Here is a 14,421-nt window from a genome sequence, read left to right as displayed (position 1 = left end):
ATGAACCGCGAGGACACCTTGCATCACCTCGACGGGGCCGTGCTGGCCGCCATCCGCCGTCATGCCATCGCGATCCTGCCCGAGTTGGGGCCCGGAGACTTCCTGCCCGGCGTCACCCTCGCCGAACTCGGCCTCAACAGCGTGGACCGCAGCGAGGTCGTCACCAATGTGATGGACGACCTGGACGTCCTCGTGCCCATCACCGAGTTCCGCCAGGCCATGCCCGTCGCCGATCTCGTCCACCTGTTCGAGCGCTACCGGTGACAGCCTCCCGCGTACGGGTGGTGACCACCGGGATCGGCGTCCTCTCGCCGCTCGGGCCGGACGTGTCCCGCTTCACCGCGGCCCTACGGGCGGGTCGCACCGCGATCGCCCGCACCGGACCCGAAGACACCGTGCCCTATCGGGCCGAACTGTCGGACGCGGCAGTCGCCGAGGGGGCTGCCGTATCCGATCTTCCACCCACGGCGTTTCGCCGTGCATCCCGGCCGGTGCGGGCATCGCTGGCCGTCGCCGGTCAGGCATGGCGGGCGGCCCGACTGCACCATGCGGACCTCGACCCCCGACGGCTCAGCGTGGTCGTCGGGGGACACAACCTCAACGGTGCCCAGAGCGCAGCCGCCACCGGGCGCCTCCAACGCGATCCGATGCTGGTGCCGCCCAGGCTCGCCCTACAGTTCCAGGACACCGACCAGGTGGGGACGCTGAGCGAGACGTTCTCCATCCGCGGTGAGGGGATGACCGTGGGAGGTGCGTCGGCCAGCGGCCAGCTGGCGCTGATCCAAGGCGCCCGACTGGTGTCCTGGGGCGTGGCCGACGTCTGTCTGGTGGTGGGTGCGCTGGCCGAACCGGCACCGGCCGAGTTGCGCAGCTTCCTCAATCTGGGCGCCATGGTCCCTACCGCGGGCGATGGCCCCGGGGGCCCCTTCGACCGCTCCCACCGAGGTTTCGTCCATGGGCCCGCAGCCGTTGCCATGGTGCTGGAATCCGCTGGTTCGGCCCGCCGCCGCGATGTGCGACCCATCGCCGAACTGGCGGGCTACGCAGCCGGGTTGGACGCCAACAGCCAACCCGATCCAACGGTGGACGGGGAAGCCGACGTCCTGTCCAGGGCATTGGCTGACGCCGGTGTGTCACCGGGAGAGGTGGATCTGATCAGCGCCCACGGTACGGGCTCGCCCCTGGGCGACCGCGTGGAGGCGGCGGCCATCGCCCGGGTGTTCGGCGACACCCAGCCGTGGGTCAACGCGCCCAAGGGATTGGCCGGACACGCGCTCACCGCGGCGGGCACACTGACCGCGGCCGCCGTCGCCGTACAACTGCGTGACGGCTTCGTGCACCCCAACCCGTGGGTTCGCGACCCGATCGACGGCGCGCCCCGACTGGTGGGAGCCGCCGCCGTCGATGCGCCGCTGCGCTGCGCGGTGTCCAACGCCTTCGGATTCGGCGGATTCAACTCCGCCCTCGTATGGCGGTCCTGCCCGTGAGCGGGCCCATCGCGTCCAACAGGGTGCGCCGCAGCACCTCGGGCAGCCCCTTGAGGTAGAAGTGGTCACCCGGAAAGACGTGGAGACCAAAACCATCGGTGGTCAGGTCGCCCCAGCGCGCCATCTGAGCCGGGGTGACCTCGGGGTCCGCATCGCCGGTGAGGGCGACCAACGGGCACGACAACGGCGGGGTGACCGCCGGACGATAGGTCTCCACCAAGCGGTAGTCGGCCCGCAGGGCAGGCAGGAACAGCTTGGCCAGATCCTGGGAGTCGAGCACCGTCGAAGGAGTGCCGCCGAGCCCCTTCAACACCTTGAGGAAGGCGTCGTCGTCGAGCAGATGGCGTACGCCGGTCACGCCCGGGACACGTCTGCCGGAGACGAACACCATCGCCGGCGCCGGCCGCAACCGCCTCGCCACCTCGTACGCCACCATCGCACCCATGCTGTGGCCGAACAGGACGTACGGCCTGTCCAACAGCGGTTCGACGGCGGGTACGAGCTCCTCGACCAGGTCGTCCATCCGGGTGTGCGGCGGCTCGTGGATACGTCGCTCCCGCCCGGGCAGCACGATTGGGCAGACGTCGACGTGCGGTGCCAACATCCGGCGCCAGGGGAGGAACAGGGCGCTGCCGCCACCGGCGTGCGCAAAGCAGATCATGCGCACGGATGCGGCCGGTTCGCGCGTTCCGACGGTCCACAGGGAACTCATCGCGAACCTCCGGCCTCACGCACCACGACGTGTCCGTACGAGCCACCGGAGCCGACGGCATTGACGATCGCCCGGCGCGGCCCTGCTCCCGCATCCCAATCCAGTGCCTGTCGTGGTGCGTACACCGCCCCACCGTCCCATTCGACCAGTGGGTTCGGTCGGTCGGAGACCAGGGTGGGCGCGATGCGCCCGTGCCGCAGTTGCAACATCACCTTCATCAACTGTGCAATGCCGGCCGCCGCCTCGGCGTGGCCGATGTTCGGCTTCACCGTGCCCATCGGGACCGGGTGCGAGCCGTCGCCGAACAGGTCACGGAAGGCGGCGACCTCGGCGGCATCGGTGAGGCTGGCGCCGGCCGCAGCACTCTCCACGTAGGACACGTCCGCCGGGTCCACCCCTGTCGACCGCAACAACTGACCCAGTGAGGTTGTGAGCGGCGCCGGGCCCGGGGCTCCGAACCTGCCGTCGCCGCCGGCGTGGCCGCACCACGAGCCCTCCAGCACACCGAGCACCTGGTCGCCATCCCGAGCCGCGGTGTCCGCGCGACGCAACAGCAGCACCCCCACCGCCTCACCGAGGCACCAACCGGGTGTCCCGCCGTCATAGGCGAGGCCGGGTCGGTCGGTCTCCCGATGGGTCTCCCGGTCGGCGAGCAGCCCCAGCGCGGACAGCAGCCCCACATGACGGCGGTGGGTCACCAGATTGACGCCCGCGACGACGGCGCTGTCGCAGTCACCGGCGCGCAGCGCGTTGATCGCGAGGTGCAGCGCCGTCAACGACGACGAACACGAGGTGTCCACCGCCAGGCTCGGCCCCCGCCAACCGAAGGCGTGTGAGAGTCGGTTCGGCACCGTGGCCCGGGTGGTGACGACGTCCACCGCGCCGTTGCGCTCCCACCCGTCCCCGGCGGCGGCGAGGTGATCGTCCCACATGGACGCCACGAACACCCCGACGCGGGAGCCGTCTTCGGTGAGGGAACGTGGCGTGTGGCCCGCACGCTCCAGACACTCCCAGACGGCCGGCAAGAGCAGCCGCAGTTGGGGGTCGAGGGCGTCGGTCTCGGCCGGGGAGATACGGAAGGGGCGTAGGTCCACAGCTCCCGGTGCCTCCAGGAACCCACCGACCGGAGGCGGCCCGGTCCAACCCAGCGCCGCCACCCGCTCGGGTGCCATCGGCCCGATGGCACTGCGGCCCTCGTGGAGCAGCCGCCACAGTGCGTCCGGGCTCGCGGCGCCGGGGAACCGGCCCGCCATGCCGACGACGGCGATGTCGGCTGAGCCCTGCCGCCGGGGGGAGCTCGCCGTGGTCCACAGCGGTTCACCGGGGTCCTCGTCACCCGTCGCGTCCAGAGGCGCGCACAGGAGTCCCAGCTGGAACACCTGGGACTCCCCGAGCCCCAACGCGTCGGCCAGATCGCTCTGCCGTAGATCGCCGACGGGGCACAGGGCGACACCGGACGGCACCTGCTGTTGCATCAACAACTGGGCCATGTGTCCGGCTTCCAGCGCCAGATAGCGCGGCGCCTGGGCACCGTACAGGGGCTCGATGCCCTGCAACTCGCCCACCAGGTAGATTTCGGCTCCGGCCAGGGCCGCGAAGGGCCTGTTGTAGAAGACGTGCGCGTTCACCGGCACGTCGACGCCCGTATCGAGCGGTTCGAGCGCGTGCTCGCGCGGACAGTAGTAGTAGGAGCCCTCCTCCAACCCGTTCACCGCACCCTTGCGGACCAGCACGTACACCTGCACCGAGCAGGTTTCACCCGCGGACGGGTAGAGCGAGCCAGCGCCGGTCTCCGCGCCCGTACGGGCCAGCACCTTCAGCAGATGGCCCAGCTGCGTCGCGTCCAGGGCCCGTTCGTCGATCGGACGGCGGCTGGAACGCCAGCGCCGTTGCGCCTCCGTCGGCCGATCGCCGGCCAGGGCCAGTGGACGCGCCCGCCCGGACCCCCGCCGCCGACCGAAGTCGCCCTCCTTGAAACGGCGGCGTTCGTCCTCCGCGAAGAAGTTGACCTGCCCGGGCTCCCCGGGAGGCGGGGCGGCCGAGGTGCTCGGGACGACAGCGGCCTTCGGCGTGCCGGACATGTGCCGGGCGATGGCCGCGACCGTCGGTTCGGCCAGCAGCACGGCCACCGGCACCTCACGCCCGTACCGGTCACGCAACATGCGACTGGCCCTGACCATGGTGAACGAGGTCGCGCCCAGGTCCCAGAGGTCGGCCGCAGGGTCGACCGGCGGCAGGTCGAGCAGTTCGCCGAACATCGCCGCGATCGGTTCCGTGACCTCGACGGCAGGGGCGGCAACGGCCGTGGGGACAGCGATATGGTCGCCACCGTCGCCGAGGGGCTCCGCGGCGGTGATCGGCCAGGGCAGGGCGTCCCGGTCCAACTTGCCGTTGGCGGTCGCCGGCCAGGCGGCGACGAAGGCCACCACACCCGGCACCATGTAGTCGGGCAGCGCCGCAGCGGCGTGGGCACGCACCTCCTCCGCACCCGGTGGCGGACCGTCCGGCAGCACGTACGCCACCAACCGCTCCTCGCCCGACCTGCTCGTCCGCAACAACACCACCGCGTCCTCCACACCGGGATGTGTCCGCAGCCGGTGTTCGATCTCCGGCAACTCCACCCGGAAACCACGCACCTTGACCTGGCCGTCGCGACGGCCCAAGAAGTGCAGCACACCGTCCGGGCCGTAGCGGGCCCGGTCCCCGGTGGCGTACATCCGTGTCTCGGGCACACCCGGGAACTCGCCGGTGACGAAGCGCTCCGCGGTCAGTGCCGGCTGGAGGTAGTAGCCGCTGGCCAGACATGCCCCCGCGATGTACAGATCGCCCTCGACCCCGATCGGTACCGGTCTGCGCACATCGTCCAGCACGTGGTAGCGGGAGTTGTCGATGGGCCGCCCGTACGGGATGCTGCGCCACTCGGGATCCACCCGGTCCACGACGAAGTAGTTGGACCACACGGTGGCCTCGGTCGCCCCGCCCAGACTGATCAGCGTTGCACGGGGGAAGGCCGCCCGAAGCTGGTCCGGCAACCACAACGGGGTGTAGTCGCCGCTGAGGAACACCAGACGCAGGGTGTCCTCGGTGTGCCGGTCGGTGACCGCCGCGAACTCCGGCGCCAGATGCGCGAGGGTCGTCGGCGCGGAGTTCCAGAAGGTCACCGGCTCGGTCAGCAGCACCCGCAGCAGCAACTGTGGATCGCGCTGCTCCTCCTCGTCGGCGACGTAGAGCGCCGCGCCCATGCTGAGCAGTCCGAAGATGTCGAAGACCGACAGGTCGAAGCCGAGCGAGGTGACGCTGAGACCGAGGTCCCCGGGCCCGAAGCCGAAGGTGCGCTGACACCACTCGAACAGGTTGAGCATCGGACGATGGGTGACCGCGACCCCCTTGGGCCGGCCCGTGCTGCCCGAAGTGAAGATCACGTACGCCAGGTCGTCCACGTCGTTGACCGGCTCCGGCGCGGTCTCCTCCCGCTCGTGGGGCCGGGCGAGCACCGCGTCCAGATCGATGGGCCGTACGCCCGGTAGTTCCGTCGCCCAGGCACACGCCGAATCCCGCAGCAGAACGCCGGCCGCTGCGTCCCCGAGCATCACCGCGGCACGATCGCGCGGCAGTGACGGCAGGACCGGCAGATAGGCGCCGCCCGCCTTGAGGATGCCGAGGACCGCAACCACCATGTCCGGCCCCCGATGCACCGACACCCCGACCACGTCGCCCCGGCCCACACCGGCCTCGCGCAGGGTCCAGGCCAACCGGTTGGCCCGCCGCTCCAATTCCGCGTAGGTCAGTGTGCCCCCGGCCCAACGCACCGCCACGTCGGACGGTCTGATCCGCGCCTGGTCTTCGATCAGACACTGGACCGGGAGATCAGCGGGGAACGGCCGGGCGGTGTCGTTCCATCGCTGCGGAGGCGAACCGGGTTCGTCGAGCGGCTCCTTCGCGAGGGTTGCCAGGCCCTCCACCTCGGCGGTGAAGCGCCGGAACGCCTCGTCGAGCCACCCGCCGGGCAACTGGTCCTCCGACGCGTCCCACGCGAACTCCAACACGTCCCCGTCCAGGGTGGCCACGCAGTCCAGTGCCACCCCCGGTGTGCTCGTCGCCCAGGCGCCGGCGGTGATGCCGTCGGGGAGCGGATGCTCCGTCAGGTCGAAAATGCTGGTGTAGACGACGGGCATGGCGGATTCACTGCGACGGGAACGGCGGAGCTCCGCCAGGCCGCGCACCGCGTCGGCCTCCCGGTCTTCGCCCAGTACGGCGTCATAGCGCCGGGCCAGATCGAGCAACGGACATCCGTCAGCCGTCACCGTCACCCAACTCAACGCGGTCATTTCGGCCGGTCGTGCCGCGTCGCTGTCAGTCGACCAGCGCACCACCGGGAGCGCGAACACATCGCCGAGCCCGGGGGAGACCGCCCGGGTGAACGCCGCAAGCAGCAGCCCGTCGGGCGACACACCGTGCTCCTCGGCGGCAGCCGCCACCACATGCCACTGCGGCAGGCTGCCGCACATCCGTCTGCGTACGCCGTCGTCGGGCACCACCGGCAGCCGAGGGCCCCGTGGCAGCGCCGCCACCCGCTGCCGCCAGTGCTCGCGGGCCGCCGACTCGTCCAGCGCCGCCGGGCGCGGCTTCAGCCAGGGGAACGGGCGTACATCGGCGTCCTCGCCGTCGGCCGCATAGAGGTCCATCAACTCCCGCCCGACCAGATGGATGCTGCGCGCGTCGATCAGGGCGAGATCGACCGTGAGCAACACCAGGTCACTGCCGCCCGCACCGCGGCCCACCCGGATGTCCAGATGCCCTTCGCCCAACGGGAACGGGCGGCGCAGTACCTCCCGGCCGATCTCGGGTGTCAGGGGGACATCGGGTACGGGAGGTGCCGATGCCCTGTGCGGTAGCCGCAGACCATGCCCGGCGTCGACCTCCGCCGCCAGCACCGGATGCCGGGCCACCAGGCGCTCCACAGCCCGCGTCAACCGGTCGTGGTCCACGTCCGCCACCGCATAGCCGACCTGGAGCCGACAGCCACCCGCATCGGCCGGACCCAACTCCCGGGCCACCAGATACGACTGCTGGAGGTCGTTGAGCGGACGCACCGCAGGCTCCGCACCCCGGGCGAGCGTCCGCAGCCGATCGAGGTAGGCGTCGAACAGGGTCCGCGCGCCCGGTGCGGCAAAGGCGCGCTCAACCACGTCCCACCGAACGCGCAGCCCGCCGTCCGCCTCCCACACCTGATGGTCGAGGGAGACCCCGGCGGTACGGCCCACGGCATGGCGCTCGGCCGCGGCGAAGCCACCCGTCGGCTCCGGCTCGTCGAGCATGCTGGTGAACACGACGGGCAGCTCCGGCACCCGCCCGCGGAGCTGTCTGAGCGCGGCGACCCCGGGCACCGTCCCGTGCTCCAGACCCTCCGCGAGATGACGGTGCAACACCGCGGCATCCGTATCGCACACCGGCAGCACCATCGTCGAAGTGAAGGTGCCCACGGTGTCGTCGGTGTTCCGCATCCGGGCCCGGTCGCCGGTGGTCAGGACGATGCTGAAGGGCAGGGTCGCTCCGGACGCAACGAGCGTGTCCGAGAAGGCGCCCAGGAGCAACGCGGTCGCGGTCACCCCCCGCTGAACCGCCACCTCGCGCAGCCGGGCCCACTCGACCGCGTCGAGCGATCCGGTCAGCGGCTGTCTGTCCGGTCCGCCGCCGACATCGAAGGGCTCCCGGGCGGGAGCGCGCACGACGTCGGGCCCCGCCGGCAGCTCTGCCAGCCGCTCCCGCCAGTACCGCAGGTCATCGGCGTACCGATCCGACGTGGCCTCCTCGGCCACGGCGAGCGCGAAGTCCCGGAAAGAGGCCGCATCGGAGCCGGACGGTTCTGCCGCGGCGAACCCCTCGTACGCGTACCACAGGTCCCGCAACACGATCCGCAGGCTCCTGCCGTCGCAGATCAGACCGTCAACGGCGAGGTGCACCACCCACTCGTCGCGTCCGAGCGGGGTGACTTCCAGGTCGTGCAGGGGCCAGTCGTCCGTGGAGTACCGGAGTCGCGAGAGCCGTTCGCGCACTGCGCCCGGGTCATGGCCCACAGGGTGCACGGGCAGCGGCCGTCCCTGTGCGGGACGGATCCGGAGCTTGCCGCCAGCCGTGAGCGCACAACGCAACATCGCGTGCCGCACCTGCACCGCATCCCACGCCCGCCGCAGCCGCTCCACGTCCAGCCCGGTCAGGACGAACTCCCGGTAATGGTGGCAGCCGACCGCGTCCGGGACCAGGTCGTCCTCCTTCCCGACCAGATACGCCTGCTGCAACGCCGTCGGAGAGAAAGGCCCGTCATCGCCTGCGGGCCCGGATCGGGCCGTCAGCCGCAGTCCGGACGAGGTCGCACCCCGGGCCCCGGCGGCCAGCGCAGCCAGTGCCTTCGCGTTGTGTCCCGCGCGCAGCCAACTCAGCGGGACCGGCACTCCGAGCCGGTCCTCCAGGGCCAGTGCCAGGCGTACCGCCGTCATCGAATCCGCACCGGAAGGCAACACCGGATCGTCCACCGCCGGCGCCCGCCCGTCGCACACGTCACGGACCGCGGCGATCACCGCGTCGACAGGACTCGGATGCATCCGCATCACCAGGTCCACCTTCCGAGTCGGCCGTGCCGGGTGGCGAGCTCGTCCCGACTCAGCCGGGACGCCCGGGTGGTGATCGCAGCCGCCCGGCGCACCTCCTGCTCGAACCGGGTGCGGAACCTCTCGTCCTCGGGCAACCCCGCCTCGTCCGCGGCGGCCAGCATCAGTTCCACGAACCGGTCCTGTTGCTCATCGGTGATCTGTAGATCGGCATGCATCTTCTTGACGTGTTCGAAGCCGCCGGTCTCATCGGTGAAGGCACTGCCGTGCCCGAAGACCTCGACGAGATAGGCGGTCAGACGGTGCACGTGCGCATCACCGGTGTAGCGGAACATGCGCCCGATCAACGGGTCGGCCACCGCGGTTCGGTGGAACGCCTCGGCCAGGCGCCGCAGCGGGCCCTCGCCACCGACGTGGTCGTACATCGTCACCGCGACCTCCAGGGTCGTTGGCGCCACAGGGGAGTCCACGGCGACGATAGGCGCACCGATCCACACCGCCCGCTCACGATTGAGCGTCTCGGGGGTGGAGCACTGTGCCAACCTCGGTCCGTGCCCGCGGGGGTTCCGGATCTTGCCGTCCGAGCAGGAAAGAGGATCGCAGTGGTTGACCAACTGCCCACGTACCCGATGACCGACCGCACCTGTCCCTATGAACCACCCGCCGGACTGTTGGCGCTCCAGCAGCAGGCACCCCTGGTTCGCGTCCAACTACCCACCGGACCAGCATGGTTGGTGACGAGCTACGACGCGGCCCGGGCCCTGCTCGACGACCCGCGGACCAGTTCGGACATGGGCAGGGAGGGCTTCCCCACGCTATACCGGCAGAAGATGCGCCCCGTGCTCAAGGGCTCGTTCATGCGGATGGACGGCGACGACCACGCCTTCTACCGGACCATGCTCGCCGGGGAGTTCTCGGTCAAACGGGTCGCCGCGATGCGCCCGGAGATCGAGCAGGCGTGTGACCACCTCCTGGACGAGATGGTGCGCCAGGGGCCGCCGACCAATCTGCACGAGGCGTACGGCGTTCCGGTGTCATCCAGTTCGATCTGCCGACTGCTCGGCGTGCCCTACGAGGACGCCGACTTCTTCACCACCCATCTGGAAGCGCTGTTCGACCCGCACCGGGCCGGCGCACCGGAACGCATCGCCAGCAGCAAGGTCGCACTCAGCGGCTACCTCGACGAACTCTTCACACGCAAACAGAAGGAGCCCGGCGACGACATGATCAGCCGGCTCGTCGCCGACTACCTGGTACCCGGCAAGGTGGACCGGCCGGAATTGCTCCTCACCTGCTATCTGCTGCTCGCGGCGGGACACGAGACCACCGCCAGCATGATCACCACCGGCACCGCGGCCCTGCTGATGCATCCGGAACAGTTCGCGGCCGTGCGCGACGAACCACACCTGCTGCGGGGCGCAGTGGAGGAACTCCTGCGCTACCTGAGCATCTTCCAGTTCGGCATCACCCGCATCGCCACCGAAGACATCAGGGTCGGGGACCAGACCGTGGCCGCGGGCGAGGGCATCGTCGTCTCACCGCTGCTGGGCAACCGGGACGAAGGCGTCTACGAGGACCCGCACGTCCTCGACGTACGCCGTCGTAGCCGCCCCCATCTGAGCTTCGGTCACGGTCCGCACCTGTGCGTGGGCCACAGCCTGGCCCGCATCGAACTCCAGATCGCCTTCGAGCGCCTGCTCACCCGCCTGCCCGATCTGCGCCTCGCCGTGCCCGAGTCCGAAGTGCCCTTCCGCTACGAGACCCTGGTCTTCGGCACCATCGACCTACCGGTCACCTGGGGTGAGCCGCGCCCGGGGGCACCCGCGTGAGCGCGTCCGAAGGTCCGGAACCGCTGCTCCTCCAGGTGGACCACGCGTCCTGCTACCGCTCCGGCGCCTGCTCCCTGGTCGCACCCGACCTCTTCGACCAGGGCGACGACGGCAAGGTGGTGCTCAAGAACGCCCGGCCGCCCGCCCATCTGCGGGAAGCAGCGGAAGAGGCCGCCGACTACTGCCCCGGCTCGGCGATCCACCTGGATCCCCCGGCGCGCCGACCGGGCTGACTCGGCTGTCGTCGGCAGCGAGGAGGGGCCCGGTGGACACCGACCGCGCCGGCGCACCCCGCCCCCAGCACCGCCCGTCGGCGCCAGCCGGCAGCATCTCGACGTCGATCGCGAGGAAGACCATGGACCTGCTCAGCAAAGCGGCCATCAACGGCGCGCCTCCCGAGGAACTGGAACGCCTGCCCCTGCCCGATGAGTTCCTCGCCGGTCATCTGCGGGCCGCCGACGCCGCATCCTTCACCGACGCGGTCGACAAGGACGTACGACGGACCATCCGCGTGGGTACGGTGCCGATGCCCGAGCTGGCCCCCGACGAGGTCGTCGTCGCCGTCATGGCCAGCTCGATCAACTACAACACGGTCTGGTCGGCCATGTTCGAGCCGATCTCCACCTTCTCCGCCCTGCGCCGCTTCGCCCGACAGGGCGGATACACCACCCGGCACGACCTCCCGTACCAGGTCATCGGCTCGGACGCCTCCGGCGTCGTGGTGCGTGCCGGTGCAGGAGTGCGGCACTGGCGGGTCGGCGACCACGTGGTGGTGAGCCCCGCCTACGTCGACGACCAGGACCCGGGTTCCCACGACGACGGAGTGATGGGCGAGCACATGCGCGCCTGGGGCTATGAGACGAACTTCGGCGGACTGGCCCACTACACCGTGGTCCGAGCCAGCCAACTGCTGCCCAAACCAGCCCATCTGAGCTGGGAGGAAGCGGCCACGATCCCCCTGTGCGCGGGTACGGCGTACCGCATGTTGGTCAGTGACCGGGGCGCCCGGATGAAACAGGGCGACGTCGTCCTGATCTGGGGCGCTACCGGTGGGCTGGGGGCGAACGCGGTGCAGATGGTCCGCAACGGGGGCGGTGTGGCCGTCGGAGTGGTGAGCTCCACGGCCAAGGCAGAGATCCTGCGGCAACAGGGATGCGACGTGGTGATCGACCGCCGGGAGATCGGCATGGGAGACGTCCTGGATCCCGAGGCGGACGCCATCGAACTGGGCCGACGCCTGGGCCGACGCATCCGTGCCGAAATCGGCGAGGACCCGAGCATCGCCTTCGACTACGTCGGCCGAGCCACCTTCGGCACCTCGGTGCACGTCGTGAGACGCGGTGGCACCGTGGTCACCTGCGGATCCAGCACCGGATACCAACACACCTACGACAACCGCTACCTATGGATGAACCTGAAGCGGGTCGTCGGCAGTCACATCGCCAACCTCCAGGAACAGACCGCGTGCATGCGCCTCTTCGACCAGGGCAGGATCGTGCCGATCCTCAGCAGGACATTCCCGCTGGAGAGGGTCGCGGACGCCGCACGCCTCGTCCAGGAGAACCAGCACATCGGCAAGGTCGGCGTGCTGTGCCTGGCGCCGTCCGACGGTCTGGGCATCACCGATCCGGCAGCGCGCGCACACATCGGCGAAGACCGGCTGACCGCCTGGCGGCAGTACGCGACCGGTCCCGCCGGGGCGGGACGATGAGTGGCCTGGGCATCGTCGGCACCGGTTCCCATCTGCCGGACCGGGAGGTCAGCAACAAGGAGGTCGCCGAATGGTGCGGTGTGACCGCCGAATGGATCGAGGAACGCACCGAGATCCTCACCCGGCGGTACGCCGCGCCCGACGAAGCCACATCCGACCTCGCCGCGCGCGCCGCCACCCGGGCCCTGCGAGCGGCCGACATCACGGCGGACCAACTCGACTACCTGATCGTCTCCACCTCCACCGGTGACGCACCCCAACCCCCTACCGCCTATCTGGTCCAGAACGCCATCGGTGCCTCCCGCGCGGCCTGCTTCGACATCAACGTGGTGTGCAGCGGCTTCGTGTACGGCCTCGAAGTGGCCCGGAGCCTCCTCGCCGGACGCCCCCGCGGCCATGCGCTGGTCATCGGCGCCGACATCTACTCCCGCATCCTCGACCACGGCGACCACCGCACCGCGGCCCTCCTCGGCGACGGCGCCGGCGCAGCCGTGGTCGGCCCCGTCGCCGAGGGCTACGGCTTCCTCGGCACCGAACTGTCCAGCGACGGTGCCGCACACCACCTCATTCGTGTCGAGGCCGGAGGCAGCCGCAACCCCAGCACCGCGCGGACCCTCGCCGACGGCGGCCACTTCTTCCGCATGGACGGCCGTGCGGTCCGGGACTTCGTGATGGACAACGTCCCTCCGGTCCTCGACCGACTGATGCAGCGTGCCGGGGTTCGGGCCGACGACATCGACCACCTCGTCCCGCACCAACCCAACGGGGTACTGCTGCGCCGCCTGGTCGAGCGCACCGGAATCACCCGCGCCCACACCCATCGAACCCTCGAACGGTACGGAAACGTCGGCAGCGCATCCGTGCCGGTGGCACTGGACGACGCCTGCCGAACCGGGCGGATCCACGACGGAGACCTGACGCTCCTGGCCGGATTCGGCGGCGGCATGTCGGTCGGAGCGACACTGATGCGCTGGCAGGAGTCTTCATGAACCAAGAACCGATGACCCGCCTGGGCGTGGTCGGCTGCGGAGTGATGGGGGCGGGCATCGCCCACATCGCCGCAGCAGCCGGTCTCGACGTCCGCGTGGTGGTGTCCAACCCCACCGGAATACCGAGCGGCTTCGACCGCATCCGCCGCTCCCTGGAGCAGGACGTCCGCAGGGGCAGGCTCGGCGAGGCGGACCGGGACGCCGCACTGGAGCGCATCGAGGTCACCGCGGACGTCGAACGGCTCGCCGACCGTGCATTCGTGATCGAGGCGATACCCGAGGACGAGGACCGCAAGATGGCCCTGCTCACCCGGATCGACGGGCTCCTCAAGGACGACACCGCCGTCCTCGCCACCAACACCTCCTCCATCCCCATCGGTCGCCTCGCCCGGGCGACCCACCACCCGGACCGGTTCATCGGCGTGCACTTCTTCAGCCCGGTGCCCGCCATGCCCCTCGTCGAGTTGATCAGCGCCCGCCACACCAGCGAGTCGACCCGGTGCCGGACCGCCGCGCTGTTGACGGACACCCTCGGCAAGACCCCCATCGACGCCCCCGACCGAGCGGGATTCGTCGTCAACGGACTACTGGTCCCCTATCTGCTCAGCGCCATGCGCCTGGTCGAGTCGGGCCGGGTGACGGCCGATGTGGTCGACCAGGGGATGACCCTCGGGTGCGCCCATCCGGTGGGACCGCTGCGGCTCGCCGATCTGATCGGACTCGACGTCGTCAAGGCGGTGGCCGAAGCGTTGCACCGGGAGTTCGACGAGCCGCAGTACGCACCTCCGCCGATGCTGCTGCGCCTGGTCGAGGAAGGGGCGCTCGGCAAGAAGACCGGCCGTGGCTTCCACCCCTACGAGCAGTGAGCCGTACCGCCGGGAACACACCACCACCGAGGGATCCCTGTCGCGCACCGCCTGCCCGGGCGACCGCTCGCGCAGCCGGACGGCCATGAGCGGGGGAGTGTCACAACACAGGGGAGTGGTCGGAAGTCAGGACGCCTTCCTACGGGAGGGCGCGGCCCGTGGGGAGACGGTGTTGCCGTACGCGCCCACACGCGTCGGCAGGATGTTGGAGCCCTTCGG

At 70.5% G+C, this 14,421-nt stretch carries 11 protein-coding genes; 8 read left to right on the top strand and 3 right to left on the bottom strand.

What is annotated here, in order from left to right; translation table 11 throughout:
• Together ABZ348_RS00055 and ABZ348_RS00050 are read left to right on the top strand one after the other, a co-directional pair.
• Nucleotides 1–264 (top strand): phosphopantetheine-binding protein, encoded by a 264-nt coding sequence (locus ABZ348_RS00055; RefSeq protein WP_358927640.1) that lies wholly within the window; start codon nt 1–3, stop codon nt 262–264.
• A complete protein-coding gene (locus tag ABZ348_RS00050; RefSeq protein ID WP_358927639.1) occupies nt 261–1,487 on the top strand; it encodes a beta-ketoacyl synthase N-terminal-like domain-containing protein in 1,227 nt (408 codons plus the stop codon). Before ABZ348_RS00055 ends, ABZ348_RS00050 begins: the two co-directional genes overlap by 4 nt.
• Here the strand turns inward: ABZ348_RS00050 and ABZ348_RS00045 are convergent.
• From ABZ348_RS00045 to ABZ348_RS00035, 3 genes are read right to left on the bottom strand one after another with little or no spacing between them, the layout of a single operon-like run.
• The gene (locus ABZ348_RS00045) at nt 1,453–2,199 is read right to left on the bottom strand and encodes an alpha/beta fold hydrolase (RefSeq protein ID WP_358927637.1); all 747 of its coding nucleotides are present in this window, start codon (nt 2,197–2,199) and stop codon (nt 1,453–1,455) included. The two genes, ABZ348_RS00050 and ABZ348_RS00045, sit on opposite strands and share 35 nt — an antisense overlap.
• Nucleotides 2,196–8,807 carry an amino acid adenylation domain-containing protein gene (locus tag ABZ348_RS00040; RefSeq protein WP_358927635.1) on the bottom strand — a complete coding sequence of 2,204 codons (6,612 nt, stop codon included), beginning with the start codon at nt 8,805–8,807 and terminating at the stop codon, nt 2,196–2,198. The genes ABZ348_RS00045 and ABZ348_RS00040 overlap by 4 nt, the downstream gene beginning before the upstream one ends.
• Nucleotides 8,807–9,265, bottom strand: coding sequence for a group II truncated hemoglobin (locus ABZ348_RS00035; RefSeq protein WP_358927633.1), 459 nt, complete (start codon nt 9,263–9,265; stop codon nt 8,807–8,809). The genes ABZ348_RS00040 and ABZ348_RS00035 overlap by 1 nt, the downstream gene beginning before the upstream one ends.
• Before the next feature lie 144 nt (nt 9,266–9,409).
• Between ABZ348_RS00035 and ABZ348_RS00030 the strand changes: the two genes are divergently transcribed.
• The 6 genes from ABZ348_RS00030 to ABZ348_RS00005 all read left to right on the top strand — a co-directional run.
• Nucleotides 9,410–10,636, top strand: coding sequence for a cytochrome P450 (locus tag ABZ348_RS00030; RefSeq protein ID WP_358927631.1), 1,227 nt, complete (start codon nt 9,410–9,412; stop codon nt 10,634–10,636).
• Complete coding sequence (locus ABZ348_RS00025; RefSeq protein WP_358927629.1) at nt 10,633–10,869, top strand: ferredoxin; 237 nt, start codon at nt 10,633–10,635, stop codon at nt 10,867–10,869. The genes ABZ348_RS00030 and ABZ348_RS00025 overlap by 4 nt, the downstream gene beginning before the upstream one ends.
• A 122-nt stretch (nt 10,870–10,991) precedes the next feature.
• Entirely contained in the window at nt 10,992–12,347 is a 1,356-nt protein-coding gene (ccrA, locus tag ABZ348_RS00020) for a crotonyl-CoA carboxylase/reductase (protein WP_358928751.1), read from the top strand.
• Nucleotides 12,344–13,336 (top strand): ketoacyl-ACP synthase III, encoded by a 993-nt coding sequence (locus ABZ348_RS00015; RefSeq protein ID WP_358927627.1) that lies wholly within the window; start codon nt 12,344–12,346, stop codon nt 13,334–13,336. The genes ccrA and ABZ348_RS00015 overlap by 4 nt, the downstream gene beginning before the upstream one ends.
• A complete protein-coding gene (locus ABZ348_RS00010) occupies nt 13,333–14,202 on the top strand; it encodes a 3-hydroxybutyryl-CoA dehydrogenase (RefSeq protein ID WP_358927625.1) in 870 nt (289 codons plus the stop codon). The genes ABZ348_RS00015 and ABZ348_RS00010 overlap by 4 nt, the downstream gene beginning before the upstream one ends.
• A partial coding sequence (locus ABZ348_RS00005; protein ID WP_358927623.1) for a hypothetical protein occupies nt 14,177–14,421 on the top strand: 245 nt, incomplete at its 3' end. The genes ABZ348_RS00010 and ABZ348_RS00005, both read left to right, overlap by 26 nt.

Source organism: Streptomyces sp. NPDC005963, from assembly GCF_040638655.1.
In the GTDB taxonomy this organism is placed as follows: domain Bacteria; phylum Actinomycetota; class Actinomycetes; order Streptomycetales; family Streptomycetaceae; genus Streptomyces.
This window is presented reverse-complemented; position numbering and strand designations above follow the sequence as displayed.

What these genes read in the sequence shown, in the direction of transcription:
- ABZ348_RS00055 (WP_358927640.1), top strand. Translation starts at nt 1, where the DNA reads ATGAACCGCGAGGACACCTTGCATCACCTCGACGGGGCCGTGCTGGCC.
- ABZ348_RS00045 (WP_358927637.1), bottom strand. Translation starts at nt 2,199, where the DNA reads ATGAGTTCCCTGTGGACCGTCGGAACGCGCGAACCGGCCGCATCCGTG.
- ABZ348_RS00040 (WP_358927635.1), bottom strand. Translation starts at nt 8,807, where the DNA reads ATGCGGATGCATCCGAGTCCTGTCGACGCGGTGATCGCCGCGGTCCGT.
- ABZ348_RS00015 (WP_358927627.1), top strand. Translation starts at nt 12,344, where the DNA reads ATGAGTGGCCTGGGCATCGTCGGCACCGGTTCCCATCTGCCGGACCGG.
- ABZ348_RS00010 (WP_358927625.1), top strand. Translation starts at nt 13,333, where the DNA reads ATGAACCAAGAACCGATGACCCGCCTGGGCGTGGTCGGCTGCGGAGTG.
- ccrA (WP_358928751.1), top strand. Translation starts at nt 10,992, where the DNA reads ATGGACCTGCTCAGCAAAGCGGCCATCAACGGCGCGCCTCCCGAGGAA.